Here is a 23,490-nt window from a genome sequence, read left to right on the forward strand (position 1 = left end):
CGAAGCCTCCGTCAGTAACGCGCAGAAACAACCAGATACGCGGCGCGTCCCGGCGCTTCGAGCACGAACGGCGCCGCGCTCTGGTACAGCGCGTCGTAGTAGCGCTTGTCGAAGATGTTGTTGACGAACAGCTTCATCGTCCAGTGCTTGTCGATCTTTGCTTCGGCAAAGGCGTCGAAGCGCCAGTAGCTCGGGATCGAGGTGCCCTGGTTGGCCGCGAGCAGCGTGCCGCCATAGACCTTCGAGCGATACACCGCCTGCCCGCCAAGCTCCCACATGTCGGTGAGCTGGTACTTGGTCAGCATGCTGAACGACTGATGCGCGACGTTGGCGAGTGGCAGTCCGACATTGCTGGAATACAGGATGGTGTTGGCCGGCGGCGCCAGCGACCTCGTCACTGCCGACTGCATCAGCACGAGACCGCCGAACACGCTCCATTTGTCGGTGATCTTGCCGCCGACGCCGAGATCGATGCCGCGGATGCGGTAGGCCGCGCCCGCGGTGATGCAGGAGATATTGCCGGTCGTCCCGGTCGGATAAGAGCAGCCAAGCGCCGCGGCCGCGGTTGCGTTGTTCACGTTCTGCGATTCGCGCGCATTTTCCTTCTCGGTCTGGAACAGCGCCGCCGTCACCAGCAGATGACGATCGAACAATTCCCACTTGGTGCCGACTTCGATCGCCTTGTTCTTTTCCGGCCCGAAGATCTGGGTATTGCCGCCGTTCAGCACGGGAGACAGACCGCCATACGCCGTGCTGGTGCCGTCGAATTCGGCGCCGACCGGGTTGGATGAGGTCGCATAGGCCGCATAGACGCTGCCGTTCGGCAACGGCTTCAACGTGAGGCCGAGGTTGAAGTTCGGCATCCCGAAGTCGGCCGACTGACTGCCGAATGTGGTCCTGCCGCCCGACGTCAGATAGCCCGACGTGTTGATCTTGTAGTCGTCGTAGCGGATGCCGCCATTGAGGATCACGAAGTCATTGTAGTTCGCGGTATCCATGATGTAGCCGCTGGTGGTGTCGATCCCGATCTTGGTCGGCAGCCCGGACAGCCCCGACGGAATCGGGAACGGAATGTTGGTGTATTGCGGATTGAACACGCTGACGCCGGAGAGCGATCCGCTTCCCGTGAATGCCGATGTGCCGGTCGTTATTTCCGAGCTCAGGCCGAGATATCTGTCGATCGAGGACCGCTCGTTGTCGTATTCGACGCCGGCCGTCGTCGTGTGCTTGAAGCCGAGGCCGTCGACCGATTTGTAGGTCGCCTCGGTCTGGTTGGCGAACACGTCGGTGACCTGGTAGCGGCTTTGCGGATTGGCGCTCAGCGTATACGCCGTGAACGGAGCGCCGGCGGCCAGAGTCGGCGCTTCCGGCAGCGTGCCGATGTAGTTCTGGGTCGAACGCGATTCCCGGATCTTGTTGCTGACCACGAGGTCCGGCGTGATCTGCACCTCGGCATTGATCGTGCCGATGTCCTGCCCGGTCCTGAAGAAGTCGCGGTTGACGAAGCCGTAGAAATTGTTGCGGTTGACGCCGAAATCCGGGAACGGACCGCCGGCCGTGCTCGCGGTGCTCGGCCGATAGTACGGCACGCCGAAATCCGGGATGCCGGTGAGCTCGGTGTGGATGTAGTTGCCGGTGATCTTCACCGCGTCGACCGGCTTCCACGTGCCGGCGACGAACGCGCCGTTGCGGTCGTCGGTGACATAGCTGCGGCCGGCGACGCCGGCATCCTGGAACAGACCGCCGGCGCGGATCGCCAGTGTCGGGCTGATCACCTGGTTGACGTCGAGCGTCACGCGCTTGGTGCGATCGGTGCCGAACGTGGTGTCCATGTTGTAGAAGCTGTTCTGCGTCGTCGCCTGCTTGGTGACGATGTTGATCGCGCCGCCGGTGGTGCCGCGGCCTGCAAAGGACGAGCCCGGGCCGCGCAGGATCTCGACCTGCTCGGTGAAGAAGTTCTCGCGGACGCTGACGCCGGAGTCGCGCACGCCGTCGATGAAGATGTCGTTGCGTGCGTCGAAGCCGCGGATGAAGAAGCGGTCGCCGAAGGCATTGCCGCCCTCGCCCGTGCCGAGCGTGACGCCGGCCGTCGACAGGATCGCCGACTTCAGCGATGTGGCGTTCTTGTCTTCGAGCACGTCCTTGGTCAGCACCGTGACCGATTTCGGTGTGTTCAGGATCGGCTCGGGATATTTCCCGGACGACTGCAAACGGTCGCCCTTGTACGGCGCGGCCGGATCCGCATAGGGATCGCGGTCGGCGGGAAGACCGCCGGCGTTGGGAAACGGCACCGGCGTCTGCTGTGCCTGCTGATTGTTGCGGCGCGCGGCGCGGCGCAGCGCGTTGCGGGCGCGGACCTGGTCCGCAGTGGGCCTTGACGTCACGGGCCGCGGGCGAGCGACCGGCGCATCGACGTTCACCGGCGGCAGGTTGGATTGCTGCGCTTCAGCCCCCGAAAACGACGCCACCGCGATCAGGCTCGCGACTGCGGAGACCTTCGTGGCGGAATAACCGGTGTCATCAGCCGAACCGATCGCTGCATCAAAGCGCAGCGATCTCGGCGCCTTCACATTGCTCATGTCTTGCTCGCCCCAGAAAAATCAGCTCGCTCGCGAAATGAAGCTGCGACGAACTGTCTCCATCGGTTATCGAGCGTGACCTTTTTTATCAATGCGACGAGCGCAACAGTCGGCTTGAATCGCCCCAATTCAAAGCGATTCTAATTTGCGGTTTGAAATCGTTCTAAACTAGAGTTTTTAAGCGTTCTAATAATCGTTCTAAATCGGTGCCGCTCGTCATTGACCGCCGCTTGCGGCGCTGTCCATGCGACCACGCGATCACTCGGCGCTTGGCGGCTTCATCAGCGAAAACAGCTCGTCGATCGTCCGCTGCGCGACCTGCCGCACGCGGTCGCTGTTCTCGAGGCCGGCGATGTTGACGCCGTTGACGACCGCTTTGATCTCGTCGCGGAAGTCGGTGAGAAAGCGCAGCGGATCGCGCTGCTCGTTGGCGACGCGCGCGATCAATCCTGTAACCAGGATCTGGCATGCCATCATGCGCCCGTTCAACTCATCCATCGCGGCCCTCATCCTCTCGCATCGTCGCTGCGCGATATGGACGACATCCCGCGACGATTCAACCGGCTCGCGCACGCTGCAACGGGTGAATGGATGGAGCGCAGGAATCTGCGTGCGATGAGATGCGCTATTTCGCGGCGATGCGCTCCGCCTCCTCGCCGAGCGCCTTGATGCGATCCTTGACCTCGCGCAGCGTGGCGAGGCCGCTTTCGACATGCTTGTCCGAGACGTCGCGCAACACGTCGCCGGCGATCGCGTCGCGCAAACTGTCGAGATCGTCGACGAGACGCCGCCCGCTCCGGGTCAGGAACAGGCGATTGGCACGGCGATCCCTGGGATCGGGACGCCGTTCGAGCAGGCCATGCTCGACAAGGCGGTCGAGCAGCCGCACCAGCGAGATCGGTTGCAATTCGAGGACGTCGGCGAGATCGACCTGGGAAAGTCCCTCCTGCTCGCGCAAGCGGAAGAGCACGATCCATTGCGCACGCGTGGTGCCTCGCGCCTTGGCGCGATGATCGATATAATTGCGCAGCAGCCGGGAACTCTCGACAAGCTGCGCGATAAACTGGCGTTTGAGATCGAGCGACATAGGGGTCCTCGGTGCGTTTCCCAGGCGAATTGTTTCTGCTCGTTTCTGACCTAAACCTTTCCAAATGTTTAGGATTCTCAAGCCTTGGTGTGTTTACACATTAAGTGCACGCATATTATATCCGCAAGCTCTGTGAACCGTTTCAATCAGCCTTTATTGTTACGTCGAACCCAAGAGTCCGCATGTCAAAGTCACGCACCATCGGTTGGGTTTTAGTGATCGCTGCGGTCGGCGCCGCCGGTTATTTCGGCTGGCAGAAACACACGAGCAACCAACAGGCGGCCGAAGCCGCCCAGAAGCGCTCCGCCCAACGCCCGGCCGTCCCGGTCAAGATCTCGCCGGTCGAGAAGGCCGACTTCCCGGTCTATCTCACGGGTCTCGGCACCGTGCAGGCATTCAACACCGTCCAGGTCCGCACCCGGGTCGACGGCCAGATCACCAGGATCGCTTTCAAGGAAGGCCAATTCGTCAAGGCCGGGGACACGCTGGTCGAGATCGATCCGCGGCCCTATCAGGCAACGCTCGACCAGGCCAAGGCCAAGAAGGCCCAGGACGAAGCCAATCTCGCCAACGCCAATCTCGACCTGCAGCGCACCACCAGGCTCGGCGAGTTCGCGACACGCCAGCAGCTCGACACCCAGCGCTCCACGGTGGCGCAGCTGACCGCCCAGATCTCGGCTGACGAGGCCGCCATCTTCAACGCCCAGACCCAGGTGGACTACACCACCGTCAAGTCCCCGATCGACGGCATTGTCGGCCTGCGACTGGTCGATATCGGCAACATCGTCAATGCCTCGGCCCAGACCGGCATTGTCACGATCACCCAGATCGAGCCGATCACGGTGATCTTCACCGCGCCGGAAGACCAGCTGCCGGATATCAAGGCGGCGCTGGCCGTGGCGCCGCCCAAGACCATTGCCCTGACCACCGACGGCAAGCGGGTGCTATCCACCGGAACCCTGGCGCTGATCAACAATCAGGTCGACACGTCAAGCGGGACTGTCCGGCTGAAGGCGGTGTTTGATAACAAGGACCACGCGCTGTGGCCGGGCCAGTCGGTCTCGACCCGCCTTCTGGTCAGAACCTTGAAGGATGCCACCGTCGTCCCGGATGACGCAGTGCAGCATGGCACCGATGGCCTCTACGCGTATTCAGTCAATCAGGAGAACAAGGCCGAGCTTCGCAAGATCAAGGTCAGCCAGTCGATCGACGGCAAGTCGGTGATCGACGAGGGCCTGTCGCCCGGACAGCAGGTGATCACCGCGGGCCAGTACAAGGTCTCGCCGGGAACCCAGGTGACAACGGCGGTGGCGAGCTCGGATCCGTCCCAGTCGAAGGTTGCGCAGGAATGAGCGTCGGCGCCGGAATTTCCGCACCATTCATTCGTTTCCCCATCGGCACCTCGCTGCTGATGGCGGGCATCCTGTTCGTCGGTCTCGTCGCCTATCCCCTGCTGCCGGTCGCGCCGCTGCCGCAGGTCGACTTCCCCACCATCCAGATCACTGCGACCCTGCCCGGCGCCAGCCCGGAAACGATGGCGACATCGGTCGCCCAGCCGCTGGAACGCCAGTTCGCGCAGATCCCCGGCATCGCGCAGATGACCTCGACCAGCTATCTCGGCACGGCGGCGGTCACCATCCAGTTCGACCTCAACCGCAGCATCGACGGCGCCGCCAACGACGTGCAGGCCGCCATCAACGCGGCCAGCGGCCAGTTGCCGAAAACCCTTCCCTCGCCGCCGACCTACCGCAAGGTCAACCCGGCGGACTCGCCGATCATGCTGCTGTCGGCGACGTCGGACACGCTGCCGCTGACGACGGTCAGCGATGCCGTCGACGCCCAGCTGGCGCAGCAGATCAGCCAGATCTCGGGCGTTGCGCAGGTCATCATCGGCGGACAGCAGAAGCCGTCGGTTCGCGTCCAGATCGACCCCGCCAAGCTCGTCGCCAAGGGCCTGTCGCTGGAGGACGTCCGCGCCGCGATCAACATCGCCACCGTCGACAGTCCGAAGGGCAATATCGACGGCGCCACCCGCGCCTATACCATCTACGCCAACGACCAGTTGCTGACGGCGAGCCCGTGGAACGACGTCATCATCGCCTACCGCAATGGCGGGCCGCTGCGGATCCGTGACATCGGCCAGGCCGTCACCGGGCCCGAGGACGCCAAGCAGGCCGCCTGGGCCAACGGCAAGCGCGGCGTATTCCTCGTCATCTTCAAGCAGCCCGGCGCCAACGTCATCGACACCGTCGACAAGATCAAGGCGACGCTGCCCCGGCTGGTCGCTGCGATCCCGCCGGCGATCAAGATCGACGTCATCAGCGACCGCACCACCACGATCCGCGCGGCGGTCGAGGACGTCCAGTTCACCCTGCTGCTGACCATCTTCCTGGTCGTGATGGTGATCTTCGTCTTCCTGCGCAGTTTCTGGGCGACCGTGATCCCGACGGTCACGGTGCCATTGGCGCTGCTCGGCGCCTGCGCGCTGATGTGGGTTTTCGGCTACACGCTCGACAATCTGTCGCTGATGGCGCTGACGATCGCGGTCGGCTTCGTGGTCGACGACGCCATCGTGATGCTGGAGAACATCAGCCGCTACATCGAAGAGGGCGAGAAGCCGATGGCTGCCGCCTTCAAGGGTTCGCAGGAAATCGGCTTCACCATCGTTTCGATCAGCATCTCGCTGGTCGCGGTGCTGATCCCGCTGCTGCTGATGGGCGGCATCATCGGCCGCCTGTTCCGCGAATTCGCGGTCGTGCTCGCGATGACCATCTTCGTCTCGATGTTCGTGTCGCTGACGCTGACCCCGATGATGGCCTCGCGCTTCCTGCGCGCCCACAATGACGAGAAGCACGGTCGGTTCTACCAGCTCAGCGAGCGCGGCTTCGACGCCATGCTGCGCGGCTATCAGAGCGTGCTCGACCTCGCTTTGCGCTGGAAGTTCACGACGTTGATGATCTTCTTCGGGACGCTGGCGCTGTCGGTCTACCTGTTCGTCGTCATCCCGAAGGGCTTCTTCCCGCAGCAGGACGTCGGCCTGATCACCGCGACCTCGGAAGCCAACCAGGACATCTCCTTCGCCGACATGAAGCGGAAGCAGGAGGAGCTCGGCAAGATCGTGCAGCAGGATCCCGCGGTGGCGACGGTGGCGATGGCGATCGGCGGCAGCGGCCGCGCCGGCAACAACGGCGCGATGTACATCACGCTGAAGCCGCTGAAGGATCGCGACGCCAACGCGCAGCAGGTCATCGCCCGGCTGCGGCCGAAGCTGGAGAAGGTCGAGGGTGCCCGGCTGTTCATGCAGGCGGCGCAGGACGTCCGCCTCGGCGGCCGCCCGACCCGCACCCAGTTCGAATTCACGCTGCAGGATGCCAACCTCGCCGAACTGAACGAATGGGCGCCGAAGATTCTCGGCAAGATGCAGACGCTGCCGCAGCTGCGCGACGTCGCCACCGACCAGCAGACCAACGGCACCACGCTCGAATTGAAGATCAACCGCGACACCGCCTCGCGCTATGGCATCCAGCCGCAGCTGATCGACGACACGCTCTATGATGCGTTCGGTCAGCGCCAGGTGACGCAATATTTCACCCAGCTCAACAGCTACCACGTCATCCTCGAGGTGTTGCCTGAGCTGCAGGGCGCGATCGACACGCTGAACAAGATCTACATCAAGTCACCGCTGACCGGCGAACAGGTGCCGATCTCGACCTTCGCGACCTGGACCAGCGTGCCGGTACGGCCGCTCTCGATCAGCCATCAGGGCCAGTTCCCGGCGATCACCATCTCGTTCAACCTGGCGCAGGGCGTTGCGCTCGGGCAGGCGACGGAAGCGGTGCAGAAGGCGATGGTCGACCTCGGCGCGCCGCCGACACTGAGCTCGAGCTTCCAGGGCACCGCGCAGGCGTTCCAGCAATCGTTGTCGACCGTGCCGCTGTTGATCCTCGCGGCGCTCGTGGTCGTCTACCTGATCCTCGGCATTCTCTACGAGAGCTACATCCACCCGATCACGATTCTGTCGACGCTGCCGTCGGCCGGCGTCGGCGCGCTCGCGATCCTGATGGCGGCCGGCTTCGACTTCTCGCTGATCGCGCTGATCGGCATCATCCTTTTGATCGGCATCGTGAAGAAGAACGGCATCATGATGGTCGACTTCGCGATCGCGGCCGAGCGCGACCAGCACATGGAGCCCGTGGCGGCGATCCGCCAGGCCGCCCTGCTCCGCTTCCGCCCGATCATGATGACGACGATGGCCGCCTTGCTCGGCGGCGTGCCGTTGATGTTAGGAACCGGCACCGGCTCGGAAATCCGCCAGCCGCTCGGCTACGCCATGGTCGGCGGCCTGATCGTCAGCCAGGCGCTGACGCTGTTCACAACGCCGGTCGTCTATCTCTATCTCGACAAGCTCTCCAACGCGTTCGCGAACTGGGGCCGCTCGCCGCCCGCCGACCACGACGCTGACGATGGCGAGCATGGATCGGTCAAGGAGGCCGCCGAGTGACTTGACTTTGCCGGCATCCCGGCACATCCGAAAGATGTTCATTTCGGAGCCGGTACCGTGAAGATTGTCGCAAAGTCGCTCTTCGTCCTGCTGACCGCGTTCGGCGTGGCTGGCCTTGGCCACGCCCAGACGGCCAAGAGCAAGAACGCGCCCGCTCCGGCAGCTGCGCCCGCGGCTCCTCAGGGTGATACAGCAGCCCCCAACAACTCCGGCTGGGTCGCGCGCTGTACCAGTGCGAGCCGCGACGCCCCGCTCGAATGCGCGATGGAACAGACCGCGGTGCTCACCAAGACCGGCCAGCTCATCGTGCTGGTCAACATCCGCGTTCCCGGCGACACCCGCACGCCGGTGGCGCTGATCCAGCTTCCGCTCGGATTGAACCTGCCTGTCGGCGCCAAGTTGCAGGTCGACGACGGCAAGGCCGTCGACGTGCCGATCCAGACTTGCGAGGCGCGCGGCTGCTACATCAATACGCCGATCGCCGCCGATGTCCTGAGCCAGCTGAAGTCGGGCAAGCAGCTCAAGGTGTCGTTCCAGAATCTCGGCAAGGAAACCATCTCGATCCCGATGCCGCTCGCCGACTTCGCGACGGTCTACGACAAGATCAAGTAGCGCCGCGCAGCTATCGCTCCCGCTTGTAGAGGAACGCGTTGTCCGGCTGCGGCATGCCGATGGTTTTGTAGAACCCGATCGAGTCAGGCGCCGACAACAGCAGGCACATCGATTCAGGTCCGGCCAGGCGCCGCGTTTCCGCGATCAGACGCTTGCCGATGCCATGTCCCTGGTACGCGCGATCGACTGCGAGATCGGACAGATAGCAGCAATAGGCGAAATCGGTCAGCGCGCGCGACACGCCGACCAGCTTGCCCGCCTTCCGCGCCGTCACGATCAGATTCGCATTGGCGATCATGCGCTCCATCCGGTCGGTATCCGCCAGCGGTCGCCGCTCGCCGAGGCCCGACTGCCGCAGCACCTCGATGAACTCATCGACGCCGATCGACGCTTCGCGGGCATAGAGAATTTCGTCCATCAGCTTAAACCTCTGTTGCAACGAGCACACGCGTGACCATGGTGGATTACGCGCGACTGATCCACCCTCATGCCGTGATGGCACACATACGACTGACCTCCGTCGGCAGCCGCAGCCGGCAATCTCGTCGGGATTTCAGAGGATGATCACGCCACCGAGGCGGATTGGCTGGGGAACCTGGATTCGAACCAAGACAAACAGAGTCAGAGTCTGTTGTGCTACCGTTACACCATTCCCCAAGAATAATCCGTGGTATCAACAGCTTAGCTGGATGACTGGACATCTCGGTGCAGCGGGTTCGCCTGCCAAATCAGCGCCCGCGCGAGAGCGACCTTCTACCCGCTTGGTTGTGGGCTTGGCAAGCATTGTTGGCGGAGAACGGCGTGAAAATCGCGAATCCGGGACGCCACCGACCGGCCCGGTGGAGTCATACGATTCACAGTCCGGCGAGCAATTCCACCAGCAGTTCGGGCCAGGCTGCAAACCACAGCTCCAATACCAAATCCGGCGGTGCCAAACCCGATCGCGCCGATCCAGCCGTGGGACCCAAATCCGAGCAGCGCGCCTATCACGGTTGTCGTTCCAACCACGACAACGGTCCAAATGACCCGCGTTACGAGAACCAGCGCCTTGATCATCGCGATCCACGGCTCAACACGCGCGCGACTTCCCCGATACGAAAGGAACGCCGCGCTTCAGGGAGCTCCGGGTCGAGCACTCCATTTTGGGTCTGCGCCCACGAGCGGCACGTTCAACCACGGCCGCGTGATGCGCCCTGACAAAGCGCCGCACCAGCCCAACCGCGCATGCCCTGCCTCCGACCTCAGTACAGCCCGCCTGTCCCCGACCGCATCACGGCCCGATCGGCGTCCGGCGAAATGCCCTGCTGGGTGCCGTCGATCACGTCGGTGCCGGCGACCATCCCGGGATCATTGAACGGCGGCGCCTGGCCCGGCTTGAAGGCTTCGAGCACCACGCCCCTGTTCTGGCCAGGCGCGGCGCGCTGGCCGGTCTTGGCATCGACGAGGACCAGCCGGATGCCGACCGGCTGTTTGAACGGGGTGGCGGGCTTGTCGGCCAGCGCGAGCTTCAGGAAGTCGCGCGCGATCGGCGCCGCGGTATGGCCGGCCTGCGCGTTGCGGCCGAGCGAGCGCGGCTTGTCGTAGCCGACATAGAGACCGACCACGAGGTCCGGCGAGAAGCCCACGAACCAGAGATCCTTGGCCTCGTTCGAGGTGCCGGTCTTGCCGGCAAGCGGCTTGCCGACGTCCTTCAGCGCGGTGCCGGTACCGGCCTGAATCACGCCCTCCATCAGCGAGGTGATCTGGTAGGCGGACATCGCGTCGAGCACCCGCTCGCGGCGGTCGACGAGCTGCGGCTCCGGCTGGTTCTTCCAGCCCTCCGGCGCGTCGCAGCCACGGCATTCGCGCTGATCGTGCTTGAAGATGGTGTGGCCGTAGCGGTCCTGGATGCGATCGATCAGGGTCGGCTTCACGCGGACGCCGCCATTGGCGATCATCGAATAGGCCGTGGCCATCCGCATCACCGTGGTCTCGCCGGCGCCGAGTGCATAGGCGAGATAGTTCGGCAACTCGTCATAGACGCCGAAGCGCTTGGCATATTCGCCGATCAGCGGCATGCCGATTTCCTGCGCCAGCCGCACGGTCACCGTGTTGAGCGACAGCCGCAGCGCGTTGCGCAGCGTCACCTGGCCCTGATACTTGCCGGTGGAGAAGTTTTCGGGCCGCCAGATGTTGCCCTGCCCCTGGTCGATCTCGATCGGCGCGTCGATCATCATGGTCGATCCGGTGTAGCCGTTGTCGAGCGCCGACGAATAGACGATCGGCTTGAAGGTCGAGCCGGGCTGCCGATAGGCCTGCGTCGCGCGGTTGAACTGGCTCTGGTCGAACGAGAAGCCGCCGACCATCGCCAGCACGCGGCCGGTGTGCGGATCCATCGCCACCATCGCGCCCGACAGCTCAGGGATCTGGCGCAGCCGGTACTGTCCTTCGATGCGCTGGCCGTCCTTGCTGAAGAGCGGGTCGGCGTAGATCACGTCGCCGGGCTGCAGCACCTGCGCCACCGATGTCGGCGTCTTGCCCTTGCTCTTGGCCCAGCGCACGCCGTCCATCGTGATGATGCCGGTCTCGCGCTGCTTGCTGATGGCGCCGCCGAGCTCGCGGCCCGGCTGGAATCCGATCCGTGCCGACTGATCGTTGCTCTCCAGCACCACCGCCATTCGCCACGGCGAGATGTCGGACAGCGACTTGATCTCGGCGAGCGGCACGCCCCAGTCACTGGTCAGGTCGAGCTTCTGGATCGCACCGCGATAGCCCTGCTGCTCGTCATAATTGACGAGCCCAGCCACCATGGCCTTACGCGCCATCACCTGGACCTTGGGGTCGAGCGTGGTGCGCACCGACAGGCCGCCTTCATAGAGCTTCTTCTCGCCATAGCGCTCGAAGATGTCGCGGCGGACTTCTTCCGAGAAATATTCGCCGGCGAAGGTGTGCGCGCCATTGCTGCGGTTGGTGACGGTCAGCGGCTCCTTGCGCGCCTTGTCGGCGTCGGCCGCGGTGATCCAGCCGTTCTCCTGCAGGCGGTCGATCACGTAGTTGCGGCGCTCGACGGCGCGCGCGCGGTTGCGCACCGGATGCAGGCTGGCCGGCATTTTCGGCAGCGCCGCCAGATAGGCCGCTTCCGCGACCGTCAGTTCATTGACGGACTTGTCGAAATACACCAGCGAGGCCGCCGCGATGCCGTAGGCGCCAAGGCCGAGATAGATTTCGTTGAGATAGAGCTCGAGGATCTTGTCCTTGGAGTAAGCCCGCTCGATTCGCATCGCCAGCAAGGCTTCCTTGATCTTGCGGGTGAACGACACCTCGTTGGTCAGAAGGAAGTTCTTGGCGACCTGCTGGGTGATCGTCGAGGCGCCCTGCGGCCGCCGGTTGGAACCGAAGTTCTGGATGTAGGCGACGCCGGCGCGCGCCATGCCGGTGTAGTCGACGCCGCCATGCTCGTAGAAATTCTTGTCCTCGGCGGCGAGGAACGCGTTGATCACGAGCTTCGGCACTGCCTGGATCGGCAGATAGAGCCTGCGCTCCTTGGCGTATTCGCCGAGCAGCGAGCCGTCGGCCGCGTGCACGCGGGTCATCACCGGCGGCTCGTAGTTCTGGAGCTGCGAATACTCGGGCAGGTCCTTGGAGAAATGCCAGAACAGCCCTGCGACCGCGGCCAGACCAGCCAGGAACAGGATGGTGCCTGCGGTGAACAGGAACCCGAAGAACCGCAACAGAAATTTCATCGACCAGATTTCCGTGGCGAATACGTCGCTCGTTCTGAGCGCGCTGCGTGCCACTTAGGCCGCCCGGTATATCGGTCGCTCCATGGACCTGCAATTCAACACCGGAGAATTAAAGCAAGCCAGGCGTCAAACTTATGCCATAGAGCCCGGCTCGCGCCCGCAGCCAAACCGACAGACCTCGCCGACTGGCGGTGCCCGCGGAAGCTGCATCGATCTTCGCTGCTGCAGCGCTGGGCGATTCGCGCGCCGCGCCTGATAGCGCTGCGGTCTCGATGCGCTCGTGCGGAGAGCACGTTACGAAAGAAAAGCGCGGCCGGACGGATCGATTCCCCTATCCGCCGACGATTTGGGTGCTGCGACATCAGAAACCGGTGGACAGAACTGGTGCGCCAGTCACATTAAGGATTTGTTAACTATAACTACCGCAAGTTGTTGGGCATACACCGACTCGCGACGGGCTGATTTGGATGGCACTGCGCGGATTTAAACGGCCATTTACGGCCGACCCGAACGTTCTTGGATTTCCAAGACCACCCACATCGGCCATGGGCACAGAAGCCTTGGACCTCGTCTATCAGGCGGCGGATTTGTTCCGCAGCATCGAGGACAGGGCCCGCGCCGGCGAAGCGCGCGCCGAGGCCGCCGAACAGGCGCAGCTCGAAATCATCGCCGCCACCGAGCGCAAATTGAGGGATGCGTCGCGGGCGCTTGAGGAAGCCCGACGGCGCATCGAGTCCCAACAGGAGCAACTCGATGCGGCCGAATTCCGCGCCCAGGCCGCCGAAGCCGAGGCGCGCGAAGCCAAGCAATCCCTGGCTCTGATCGAAGACGCGATCCGCCAGCGCTTGCTGCTGACCGGCGGGCAAAAGGACGGCAGGTCGACCGCCGTCGCCTGATCGCAGCACGGATCAATTGGAGCGGCAGCCCGCACGAGCGGAGCGACATGCGGGAGCTCAACAAGACCCGGATATCGCTTCGCTCATCCGGGCTACGGGCTGTCGTTGGGCGTCACGCTCAATACCCCGCGGCGAGCCCCGAATTGCGGCGCGGGTCGTTCGCGCCATAGAAGCGGTTGCTGCCGACCGGCTTGCCGCCCAGCGACGGCGCGCCAATGATGATCACCGCGAGGTGGTTGGCCGGATGCGGCGGGCCGAATTTGTGGCCCATGCCCTCCAGGATCTTCTGCGTATCCGGCGACAGCGTGTAGTCCTCGAGGTTGGTCGCCTCGGGAAGCCACTGCTGGTGGAAGCGCGGCATGTCCACGGCCTCCTGCGCGTTCATGCCGTAGTCGATGGCGTTGATCATCGTCAGCAGCACGGCGGTGATGATGCGGCTGCCGCCCGGGGTGCCCATCACGATGACCGGCTTGCCGTCCTTGGAGACGATGGTCGGGCTCATTGAGGACAGCGGACGCTTGCCGGGGACGATCGCGTTGGCCTCCCCCTGCACCAGCCCATACAGGTTCGGCACGCCGACCTTGGCGGTGAAGTCGTCCATCTCGTCGTTCAGCAGCACGCCGGTCTTGGCCGCCGTCACCTTGGCACCGAACCAGTCGTTCAGCGTGTAGGTGACCGACACCGCATTGCCGTCCTTGTCGGCAATCGAATAGTGCGTGGTGTTGCTGCCCTCATGCGGCGGAACGCCGGGCTTGATGTCCCTGGACACACCGGCCTTGGCCGGGTCGATCGCGGCACGGATCTTCGCGGCGTAGGTCTTGTCGAGCAGGCGCTCGAGCGGATTTTTCACGAAGTCCGGATCGCCGAGATAGCTGTTGCGATCGACGTAAGCGTGGCGCATCGCCTCGATCTGGTAGTGCACCGCTTGCGCCGAGTGGTAGCCGAGCTCCTTCAGCGGATAGCCCTCGAGGATGTTGAGCATCTCGCAGATCACCACACCGCCCGAACTGGGCGGCGGCGCCGAGACCACGTGGTAACCGCGGTAGTCACATTCGACCGGTGCCAGCTCGCGAACCCTGTAGTTGTCCAGATCCTCCTGCGTCAGCAGGCCCTTGCCGGCCTGGCTCGCGGCGACGATCGCAGCGCCAACCCAGCCCTTGTAGAAGCCATCACTGCCGCGCTTGCTGATCTCGCGCAGCGTCTCGGCGAGCTCATGCTGCGTCAGCCGTTCGCCGACCTGAAACGGCTTGCCGTTGTTGAGGAAGATCGCGGCCGAGGCCGGATCGTCCTGAAAGTCCTTGGTCGAGGTCTGCAGCATGCTGACGTCGCCCTGGTCGAGCACAAAGCCATCCTCCGCCAGTTGCAGCGCCGGCGCGATGACGTCAGCGCGCTTCATCGTGCCGTATTTCTCGCGCGCATATTCCATCCCGGCCACCGAGCCCGGTACGCCGACGGCGAGATGCCCCTTGGTCGACAGCCCGGGGATGACCTTGCCGTCCTTGTCGAGATACATGTCGGCAGTGGCGCCCTTCGGCGCAGTCTCCCGGAAATCCAGGAAGGTCTTGCGACCGTCGGCGAACTGGATGGTCATGAATCCGCCGCCACCGAGATTGCCTGCAGCGGGGTAGGCCACCGCAAGCGCGTAACCAACGGCGACCGCCGCATCGACCGCATTGCCGCCACGCTTCAACACCTCGACGCCGACCTGGGTCGCGAGATGCTGCGCAGAAACCACCATGCCGTTCTCGGCGGCGACCGGCGCAACCGAGGCTGCGCGACCGGGAACGGCCGACACGATGCCGATCGAGACGAGCGCGGCGACCATCCATCGCGCGCGTGCCGTTGGATTTTGCATAAAAGTCTCCCCGGAGAATGCCGGCTTGTCGCGGCTTGCGGTGCTATCTCAACGCGTACATCTAGCAGGCCGCACGCGCGCACACTATAGGCCCGCGCGGTCCCCGCCGCTTGCCCGCAGCCGGCTGTGCCGTCTGCCATAGGCCGCATAGATCACAAGCCCGATCGCCAGCCACACCGCGAGCCTGATCCAGGTGTCGAGCGGCAGGCCGAACATCAGGAACAGCGAGGTTGCGGCGGCAGCCGGGGCCACCAGCCAGATCGCCGGCGCCTTGAACGGACGCGGCAATTCCGGATCGCGCACGCGCAGCACCAGCGTGCCGATCGAGACCACCGTGAATGCGAACAGCGTGCCGATCGAGACCAGTTCGCCGACCAGCCCGATCGGCAACAGCCCACCGAGAACAGCGGCGACGGTGCCGGCGAAGATGGTCGAGACATAGGGGGTCTGGAAGCGCGGATGGATCTTTGCGGCAAAGCCCGGCAGCAATCCGTCATGTGCCATGGCGCGAAAGATCCGCGGTTGCGCCAGCAGCATGATGAGGATCACCGATGTCAATCCAAACAGGATGCCGAGCTTGATGAACGGTCCGAGCCAGCCGATGCCGATCGCATCGATGCCGACGGCGATCGGATCGGGCACGCTGAGCCGGTCATAGGGCACGATGCCGGTCAGCACGAATCCGACCGCGACATAGAGCGCGGCGCAGATCACGAGCGAGCCGAGAATGCCGATCGGCATGTCGCGCTCCGGCGTCTTCGCTTCCTGCGCCGCGGTCGAGATCGCGTCGAAGCCGATATAGGCGAAGAACACCACCGCCGCGCCGCGGATCACGCCGGACCAGCCGAACACGCCGGGACCGGCATTCGGCGGGATCAGCGCGCCCTCCGGGTTGCTCGCCGTCACCCAGTTCGCCAGCGTCACCGAGGAAGCCGCGGTGGCGAGAAACAGCGCGATCACGACGAGCTTGACCACGACGACGAAGCTGGTGAAGCGCGCGGACTCGCGAATGCCGACCACCAGCAGCGTGGTCACGAAGGCGATGATCACCATCGCCGGGATGTTGATGACCGCACCGGTCGACGACCACGCGCCGGTGTTGACGTCGTAGGCGAGCGGCGCCGAGGTGAATTGCTGAGGCAGGTTGATGCCGAAATCCCGCATGAAGCTGACGAAGTAGCCGGACCATCCGACCGAGACCGCGATCGCGCCGACCGCGTATTCGAGGATCAGGTCCCAGCCGATGATCCAGGCGATCAGCTCGCCGAGCGTGGCGTAGGCATAGGTGTAGGCGCTGCCACAGATCGGCACAGTCGACGACATCTCGGCGTAGCACAGGCCGGCGAAGGCGCAGGCCACCGCACCAATCATGAAGGAGAGCGTGACCGCGGGACCGGCATTGGCGGCGGCCGCGTGGCCCGTCAGCACGAAGATGCCGGCGCCGATGATGCCGCCGATGCCGAGCGTGACCAGTTGCAACGCCGACAGCGACCGCCTGAAGATCGGCGTCTCCGCGTCGCCGTCGGCGCGCGCCGCCTCCCGCAACAGGTCCGAGGTCGACTTTCGGTCCCAGAAACCGGCCAGGGTGTCTGTCACGCCGGGTGCCCTCCGCCGCCCGGGTCCAGCGGGACCCGACACGATCGGCAGACTATAACGCGGCGAACGTCCAGTCGTTCGCGCGCCGGGCGAATGCCGGCGCCCTTATCCACCGCCAAGCGCGGTGCAGGGCCTTATCGGCAGGGATGGCGGCGGCCGTCGCGGCCAAGGAAGGTGCCGGACGCTGGATCGAATGAATGGTAGCGCGCGCAAGAGGAAGATGGCTCCGCCGCAGGCATGGCACCGTAGGCGTTCGCCGGATTGCCGCCGCGCTGCGCGGCCTCCTGGGACTCACCCCATGGCGTCAACGCGCCGCCGTTGATCGCGCTGCGTCCTGGATTTTGCGCGTCGAAATATGCCGGCTCCGACATCTGGGCCGCGACCGGCGTGAACGTCATTCCCACGAGCAGCATGGCGGCTGCGACTGCCCATGACCTGGTCATGCGGCCTCTCCTATCGATCATAAACGTGTGCCGGATGACGGCCGAGCCGCCCCCAAACGGAGATAGGGACGGCAATCCTCCGGGCACAGGGGCCACGACGTCACGATGCTGCGAGCCAGCCGGCCGTGCCTGCCGCTCAGTGGTTGTGCACGTCGGGCCGCGGATCGGAGACGAAGCCGTCGCGGTTCGGCATCTTGATGGCGGCGAGCGACTTGGCGTCGAGCACCGCATTGGCCGGCACGATGCCGTTCAGACTGAGGATATAGGCGGACACCGCGTAGACGTCCTCATTGCTCAGCGACTGCGGCGCGTTCTGCGGCATCGCGCGGCGGATGTAGTCGAACAGCGTCGGGGCATAGGGCCAATAGCTGCCGACGGTGCGGATCGGTTTGGGGCTCGCCAGCGTGCCCTGTCCACCGACCAAGCGGTCGCCGACGCCGCCCTGCCCGCTGTCGCCATGGCACGCCGCGCATTGCTCGCTGAACACCGTGCGGCCGTGCTCGACACTGCCGCTGCCCGGCGGCAGGTTGGAGCCGTCACGGCCGATATCGATATTCCAGCCGGCGATCTCGGCAGGCGTCGCCGCACGCCCGATGCCAAAGCGATCCTCGGCCTGCCCGGCAGTGGCGAGCATCGCGACCGCACTCACAAGGAACGCCGCCTTGAGCTTACGCCTGGCCATTGGTCACCTCACCATTCGCATCGATGCGCCAGGGCCAGATCGCGTTGTTGTGGTAGAACGAGTTGAGACCGCGCACCTTGACCAATTCCGCCAGTGTCGGCTGCACGTATCCGGTCTCGTCGATGGCGCGGCTCTGGATCACGGCAGGTTTGCCGTCCCAATGCCAGGGCAAGCGGAAGCGCGTGAGCGCGCGCGTCAACACCGGCTCCTGCAATTTGGCCTGCTGCCAGCTCTTGCCCTCGTCGAGCGAGACCTCGACGCCCTTGATCTTGCCGTGACCGCTCCAGGCGATGCCGGTAATCTCGTGAAAGCCCTGCGTCGTCAGCTTCTGCCCGCCGGACGGCCGCGTGATGATCGACTTGGCTTCCATATAGAAGGTGAATTCGCGCGACGTGCCGTCCGGCATCGGGTCGGTGTATTTCGAGGTCTCCTCGCGCGAATAGGCCGGCTCGGCGACGACCTTGAGCCGCCGCAGCCACTTCACGTTCATGTTGCCCTCGAAGCCGGGCAGCAACAGGCGCAGCGGGTAGCCCTGCTGCGGGCGCAGCCGCTCGCCATTCTGGCTGTAGACCAGCATGGCGTCGTCGAGGCATTTCTCGATCGGGATCGAGCGCGTCAGCGCAGCGGCGTCGGCGCCTTCGGCCACGATCCATTTGGCGCCGGCCTGCGGGCCCGCTTCGTCCAACACCGTCTTCAGCGGCACGCCGGTCCATTCCGCACAGCTCAGGAGGCCGACGAGGTCGGAGGCCGTCTTGCCGTAGGGCTTGGTGTAGACCGGATTGCCGGAGCATTCGAGGAAGTGGATGCGCGACTGCGACGGAAAGCGGCGGATGTCCTCCATCGTGAACACCAGCGGGCGATCGACCATGCCATGCAGCACCAGCCGGTGCTTGGCCGGGTCGATCGTCGGCACGCCGCCATGATGGCGTTCGTAGAACAAACCGTTCGGCGTGATGATGCCGTCGAGCTCCTGCAGCGGCGTGCGGCCCGAAGCGGAGATGTATTGCGGCAGCGTCTTCGAGATGTTCTTGACGACAGCCTTCTCGTGAACCGACGGCGTGCCATAGGGCTGGCTTCCCATCGGGTCGCCGGGCGCTTTCATCCATTCCGGCACATTGGGCGGAAGATTATTCCCCTGTTCGGCAAGCGCGGTAGAACCGGCAACTCCCGATATGGCGGAGCCACCGGCCAGTGCTGCGCCGGCCTGAAGGAATCGCCTGCGAGACGCCTCTCGCACGCGCTTGTCCGTCGTGTGTTCGCTCATCGACGTTTTCCTCTGACGTTACCAGAGCATGATCCGGAAAAGTGCGAAGCGGTTTTCCGAAAAGATCATGCCAGGACAACAATCCAAAGCGCGATGGCGATTCATCGGGCTTTGGTGCAGCCTAACACCAAAGGGCTGAGGCGAGGCAATGCTCTATCGCGCAGAGCTGCATCGACAGCGCGTCGTGGCCGCTGCTTACCGGTCCTGACCTGCGTTGCCACTCACATCCGTTCGCCGGGCAATTGACCGGCTTGCTTCACCCACGCGGTGAACTGGGCTTCGTCGAGCTCGTCGTTCTCGTGAATGTCGAGATAACGTGTGTGCTGCTGCTTTGACTCGCCCGGCGGCACCGGATGCAGCGAGGCGCCGCGAAAGAACGCCACCTTGACGTAGCGCGTGAAGACATGGATGCCGAGGAACCAGCCTTCCCCTTCCGTGCCGTAGAGCGGCGAGTTCCACTTCACCGCCTTGTGCACGCCGGGGACGGCACGCACGATGAGCGCGTCAAGCTTGCGCCCGACGTCGCGCTTCCACCCGGGCATCGCGGCGATATAGGCTTGCACCGGAGCATCGCCATGGCCTTTTGCGATCTGCGGATTGCCGCCCGCGAGCAGACGCGGCTTTGCAGAGCCACGCTTCGCGGCGCTCTTTTTCGCCCCCTTCGCCGACGTCTTTCGCGTCTTGCCAGCCATTGTGCCCGCTCTCACCGATTCACGTCTCGCGCGCAGCGCAGCGTCCGCCGTCGCGAACCGGATCATATCGGTTGCGCGTCGGTGTTGTCGTCAGCGAGCGCGCGTGTTCGCGGCGGCGTATCGACGCGCTCGGGCGGCTTTCGTGTGGCGGTCTCGCATCTAGTCGATTACTGGCGGGGTGCCGTGGGTGTGGAACGACTCGATCGTCTTCAACCCCCACGCCTGTCCCTTCCTGCGCTCTTCCTCGGTCCACACGATCGGCTTCCAGTCCGGCGCGAGGATCAGGCGTGCGCCGGCGTTGGCGACCTCGACGCGGTTGCCGCCGGGTTCATAGACATAGAGGAAGAAGGTCTGCTGGATCGCGTGCTTGTGCGGCCCGGTCTCGATATGCACCCCGTGCTCGAGAAAAATATCTGCGGCCCTCAGGATCTCCTCGCGGCTGTCGAGCGCGTAGGTGACATGGTGAAACCGGCCGCGCTTGCCGTAATGGTCGCGCGTATAGGCGAAGTCGTAGCTCTTGTTCGACATCGTCATCCACATCGCGGCTTCCGTGCCGTCGTTGAGCACGATCTGCTCGGTGGTGCGGCAGCCGAGGTAGTTTTCGAAGAACAGGCGGTTGGCCTTGATGTCGACCGCGAGGCAATTGAGATGGTCGAGCCGCCGCACATTGACGCCGCGCGCCGGAAAGCGCTGCGCCTGGTTTTTCAGCGCGGGCTTCAGCTCGGCCGGCGCCTCGTACCACTCGGTCTCGTAATAGAGCTCGATGACATGGCCGTCGGGGTCGCGGCAGCGGAATGCCGGCCCCTGCCCCATGTCACCGTCGATCCAGCCGATATCGAACCCCGAGCCCTTCAGCGCGGCAACGCGGCGTTCGAGCGCCTGCGGGCTGCGCGCCCGCAGCGCCATGTGCTCCATCCCTGAAGTCTTCGACGCCGTCAGCTTCAGCGAATAACGCTCGTAATCGTCCCAGCCGCGCAGATACACCGACTCGCCCTTGCGGCCGCTAACGGTCATGCCCAAGACGTCGACAAAGAACTTCAGGCTCTCGTCCGGCTTCGGCGTCAAAAGCTCCATGTGCCCGAGATGCGCGAGATCGAAGATCGGTTCCGGCTGCATGGGCGGTCTCCCTCCGCGACGACGCCGGATCGCCGATTTTTCGTTTGGGCGAGTGAGCGATGGCGTCGATTTGTACTAGTGTACAAATGATTAGGTCCCGTCAACAAATTATGGCGGCGGCAATCGCGCTCGCACGGCATTCCGTCGCCGGAATCACCTCGTGAAAGCGGTCCCAGGCGTCAGGCGACCGAGACGGCCTTCTCGCGATCCGACGACAGGAGCTTGCGGATTTCAGCCGATGACACCGGCCGGCTGAACAGATAGCCCTGCATCTCGGTGCAGCCGAGGATGCGCAGCAGGTTGCGCTGCTGCTCGGTCTCGACGCCCTCCGCGGTCGTGGTCATGTCGCTGGCAGCGGCGATGTTGACGACGGCCTGGACGATCGTGGACGACGCGCCGGTGCCGGCGAGATCCTTGATGAAGGCGCGATCGATCTTGATCTTGTCGAAGGGAAAGCGCTGCAGATAGCTCAGCGAGGAATAGCCGGTGCCGAAATCGTCGAGCGCGATACGGACGCCGAGTTCGCGCAGCTGATGCAGGATATCGAGCGCAGCCTCGTCGTCGCGGATCAGCACCGCCTCGGTGATCTCGAGCTCGAGCCGCGAAGGTGCAAGACCTGTCGCGGCGAGCGCGGCGGCGACGTTGAGCGCCAGCGTCTGGCTCTTGAACTGGATCGGAGACACGTTGACCGCGACATGAACATGCTCCGGCCAGTTCATCGCCTCGCGGCACGCGGTGTTGAGCACCCAGTGACCGAGATCGTTGATCAGGCCGGTGTCCTCGGCGATCGGGATGAAATCCGCCGGCGAGATGGTGCCGCGTTCGGGATGACGCCAGCGCACCAGCGCCTCGCAGCAACTGACCTGCCCCTCCTCGAGATGGAGCAGCGGTTGATAGTGCAGCTCGAAGCTGCCGTCGGCGATCGCCTGGCGCAGCTCGAGCTCGAGGCTCCGCCGCGCCTTGGCACGTGCGTCCATGCCGGTCTCGAAGAACCGGTAGGTGCGGCGGCCGTCGCTCTTGGCTCCGTAGAGCGCGAGGTCGGCATTGCGCAGCAATTGATCGATGTCGAGGCCGTCGGCGGGCGCAACGGCGATGCCGATGCTGGCATCGGTGGTGATCAGATGCCCGCTGCAGTCGATCGGCCGGCGGATCGCCTGATAGATCGCAGCGAGGAGCTGCATGGTCTCGGTCTGATCGCGGACGGCGGTCTGGATCACGGCAAACTCGTCACCGCCGAGCCGCGCCGCGACGTCGGTGTCCCCAACGCAGCCGCGCAGGCGGTCGGCGACCGCCCTGAGCAATTCGTCGCCGATCTGATGGCCGAGCGCGTCGTTGACGGCCTTGAACTCGTCGATGTCGATATACATGACCGCGAGCTGCTGATCCGGCCGGATCGCCTTCAGCGACCGCTCCAGGCGTTCGCGGAACAGCACGCGGTTCGGCAGGTCGGTCAGCGCATCATAATGCGCCATGTGGGCGATCTTGTTCTCGGTGCGCGTGCGCTCCGTGACATCCTGGATAGTCGCCACCCAGCCGCCTTCCGGCAGCGGCTTGTTGACGATCTCGATCGCGCGCCCGCCCGGCGCCTGCGTCAGCTGACGCGTGGCGCGGCCAAGCTTCACGTTGCCGATGATGGCGTCGCAGAAGTCGTCGACATCGCCGTCGAACGAGCCCGTCTCCTGTCTATGCGCAATCAGCCGGTGCATCGTGCAGCCGGGCTTGGCGACGTCGGGCGAAAGCCCGAACATCTCGATGTAGGGGCGGTTGCAGATGATGATGCGCGCCGATGCATCGTAGAGCACGAGGCCCTGCGGAATGTTGTTCACGGCGGTCATGAGATTGCGACGTTCGGTGGCGAGCCGCTCGTCGGAGATTTCGTGCCGCTTGAGCAACAGGAAGACGATCACGGCCATGATCGCGAATGCCGCCATCAGCAGGCCTTCGCGCTCGCTCCATTGCGCGGTCGCGCTTCCGAGCAGGCTGCCGACCAACAGGCCGGCACAGAACGCCAGCCCCTTGGTCGAGCCGGCGTCGGCATTTCCTGACGATGAATTGCGGTGTTCGATGCGCACGCGGATCTCTCCCAGGGCGCGGCATCGTTACGCAGCACAAATGGAAAGGTCGTTACAACTCGCAGTTAGCAATCGGTTACGCGATACCGGGCGACAGCGTATGACAAATCGCGCCCATTGCCCCGTAAACCTACGGAGCTGCCTATGCACTCCTCAGAGATGGTGAATCCCGCCTTAACGGAAAAACCGGGAAACAAACGCGGCTGTGCCGGAAAGCGACGATTCCACCGCCGATGCGCGCGACAGCGCGTAATCTCGCGGTATGACAGAAACAAATCGTCACCGGGAAGGTGTAGATTTAGCCGATGCGGAACCCCGGCGATTTAACGGTTTTTCCAATCCCGGGCGGGCATATTGGTCCGGACATTTAGAT

Annotated in this window: 17 protein-coding genes and 1 tRNA gene; 4 read left to right on the forward strand and 14 right to left on the reverse strand. The window is 64.3% G+C overall.

The genetic code is table 11. From position 1 onward, the window contains the following. Nucleotides 1-11: 11 nt before the first annotated feature. The 3 genes from QA635_RS25500 to QA635_RS25510 form a co-directional block, all read right to left on the reverse strand. Complete coding sequence (locus QA635_RS25500; protein ID WP_283062023.1) at nt 12-2,579, reverse strand: TonB-dependent receptor; 2,568 nt, start codon at nt 2,577-2,579, stop codon at nt 12-14. A gap of 258 nt (nt 2,580-2,837) precedes the next feature. After that, the gene (locus QA635_RS25505; RefSeq protein WP_028344615.1) at nt 2,838-3,077 is read right to left on the reverse strand and encodes a hypothetical protein; all 240 of its coding nucleotides are present in this window, start codon (nt 3,075-3,077) and stop codon (nt 2,838-2,840) included. Nucleotides 3,078-3,204: 127 nt separating this feature from the next. Further along, complete coding sequence (locus QA635_RS25510) at nt 3,205-3,666, reverse strand: MarR family winged helix-turn-helix transcriptional regulator (protein WP_016841339.1); 462 nt, start codon at nt 3,664-3,666, stop codon at nt 3,205-3,207. A gap of 182 nt (nt 3,667-3,848) precedes the next feature. Between QA635_RS25510 and QA635_RS25515 the strand changes: the two genes are divergently transcribed. Genes QA635_RS25515 through QA635_RS25525 form a run of 3 tightly spaced genes read left to right on the forward strand, consistent with a single transcriptional unit; the run spans nt 3,849 to nt 8,779 of the window. Continuing rightward, entirely contained in the window at nt 3,849-5,018 is a 1,170-nt protein-coding gene (locus tag QA635_RS25515) for an efflux RND transporter periplasmic adaptor subunit (RefSeq protein ID WP_283062027.1), read from the forward strand. Beyond that, the gene (locus QA635_RS25520; RefSeq protein WP_283062029.1) at nt 5,015-8,167 is read left to right on the forward strand and encodes an efflux RND transporter permease subunit; all 3,153 of its coding nucleotides are present in this window, start codon (nt 5,015-5,017) and stop codon (nt 8,165-8,167) included. Before QA635_RS25515 ends, QA635_RS25520 begins: the two co-directional genes overlap by 4 nt. 57 nt (nt 8,168-8,224) lie before the next feature. After that, nucleotides 8,225-8,779, forward strand: coding sequence for an invasion associated locus B family protein (locus tag QA635_RS25525; protein ID WP_425249050.1), 555 nt, complete (start codon nt 8,225-8,227; stop codon nt 8,777-8,779). A gap of 10 nt (nt 8,780-8,789) precedes the next feature. On the opposite strand, the gene QA635_RS25530 is transcribed toward QA635_RS25525, so the two are convergent. From QA635_RS25530 to QA635_RS25540, 3 genes are all read right to left on the reverse strand, one after another. Beyond that, a complete protein-coding gene (locus QA635_RS25530; protein ID WP_283062031.1) occupies nt 8,790-9,197 on the reverse strand; it encodes a GNAT family N-acetyltransferase in 408 nt (135 codons plus the stop codon). A 165-nt stretch (nt 9,198-9,362) separates the two neighbouring features. Further along, nucleotides 9,363-9,436 (reverse strand) — tRNA-Gln (locus QA635_RS25535). A gap of 584 nt (nt 9,437-10,020) precedes the next feature. Further along, entirely contained in the window at nt 10,021-12,501 is a 2,481-nt protein-coding gene (locus QA635_RS25540; RefSeq protein WP_283062033.1) for a penicillin-binding protein 1A, read from the reverse strand. Between the two features lie 560 nt (nt 12,502-13,061). Here QA635_RS25540 and QA635_RS25545 point away from each other — a divergent pair. After that, a complete protein-coding gene (locus QA635_RS25545; protein WP_225160656.1) occupies nt 13,062-13,397 on the forward strand; it encodes a hypothetical protein in 336 nt (111 codons plus the stop codon). Nucleotides 13,398-13,515: 118 nt separating this feature from the next. Here QA635_RS25545 and ggt read toward each other — a convergent pair whose 3' ends face one another. The 8 genes from ggt to QA635_RS25585 all read right to left on the reverse strand — a co-directional run bounded on the left by ggt (nt 13,516) and on the right by QA635_RS25585 (nt 23,117). Further along, complete coding sequence (gene ggt / locus QA635_RS25550) at nt 13,516-15,252, reverse strand: gamma-glutamyltransferase (protein ID WP_283062036.1); 1,737 nt, start codon at nt 15,250-15,252, stop codon at nt 13,516-13,518. Nucleotides 15,253-15,336: 84 nt separating this feature from the next. Beyond that, a complete protein-coding gene (locus tag QA635_RS25555) occupies nt 15,337-16,836 on the reverse strand; it encodes an amino acid permease (RefSeq protein WP_425249206.1) in 1,500 nt (499 codons plus the stop codon). Nucleotides 16,837-16,982: 146 nt separating this feature from the next. Beyond that, nucleotides 16,983-17,291: a BA14K family protein gene (locus QA635_RS25560; protein ID WP_283062039.1), complete on the reverse strand. Its 309-nt coding sequence runs from the start codon at nt 17,289-17,291 to the stop codon at nt 16,983-16,985. A 136-nt stretch (nt 17,292-17,427) separates the two neighbouring features. Further along, on the reverse strand, nt 17,428-17,925 hold the full coding sequence (locus QA635_RS25565) for a c-type cytochrome (RefSeq protein WP_283071802.1): 498 nt from the start codon (nt 17,923-17,925) through the stop codon (nt 17,428-17,430). Nucleotides 17,926-17,959: 34 nt separating this feature from the next. Beyond that, entirely contained in the window at nt 17,960-19,237 is a 1,278-nt protein-coding gene (gene soxC, locus QA635_RS25570; protein ID WP_283062041.1) for a sulfite dehydrogenase, read from the reverse strand. A 221-nt stretch (nt 19,238-19,458) separates the two neighbouring features. Continuing rightward, nucleotides 19,459-19,929 carry a DUF1801 domain-containing protein gene (locus tag QA635_RS25575; protein ID WP_283071804.1) on the reverse strand — a complete coding sequence of 157 codons (471 nt, stop codon included), beginning with the start codon at nt 19,927-19,929 and terminating at the stop codon, nt 19,459-19,461. Nucleotides 19,930-20,088: 159 nt separating this feature from the next. Continuing rightward, nucleotides 20,089-21,045, reverse strand: a complete 957-nt coding sequence (locus tag QA635_RS25580) for a catechol 2,3-dioxygenase (protein ID WP_283062043.1) — start codon at nt 21,043-21,045, stop codon at nt 20,089-20,091. A gap of 179 nt (nt 21,046-21,224) precedes the next feature. After that, a complete protein-coding gene (locus QA635_RS25585; protein ID WP_283062046.1) occupies nt 21,225-23,117 on the reverse strand; it encodes a putative bifunctional diguanylate cyclase/phosphodiesterase in 1,893 nt (630 codons plus the stop codon). Nucleotides 23,118-23,490: the final 373 nt, after the last annotated feature.

The organism is Bradyrhizobium brasilense (assembly GCF_029714345.1).
In the GTDB taxonomy this organism is placed as follows: Bacteria; Pseudomonadota; Alphaproteobacteria; order Rhizobiales; family Xanthobacteraceae; genus Bradyrhizobium; species Bradyrhizobium australafricanum.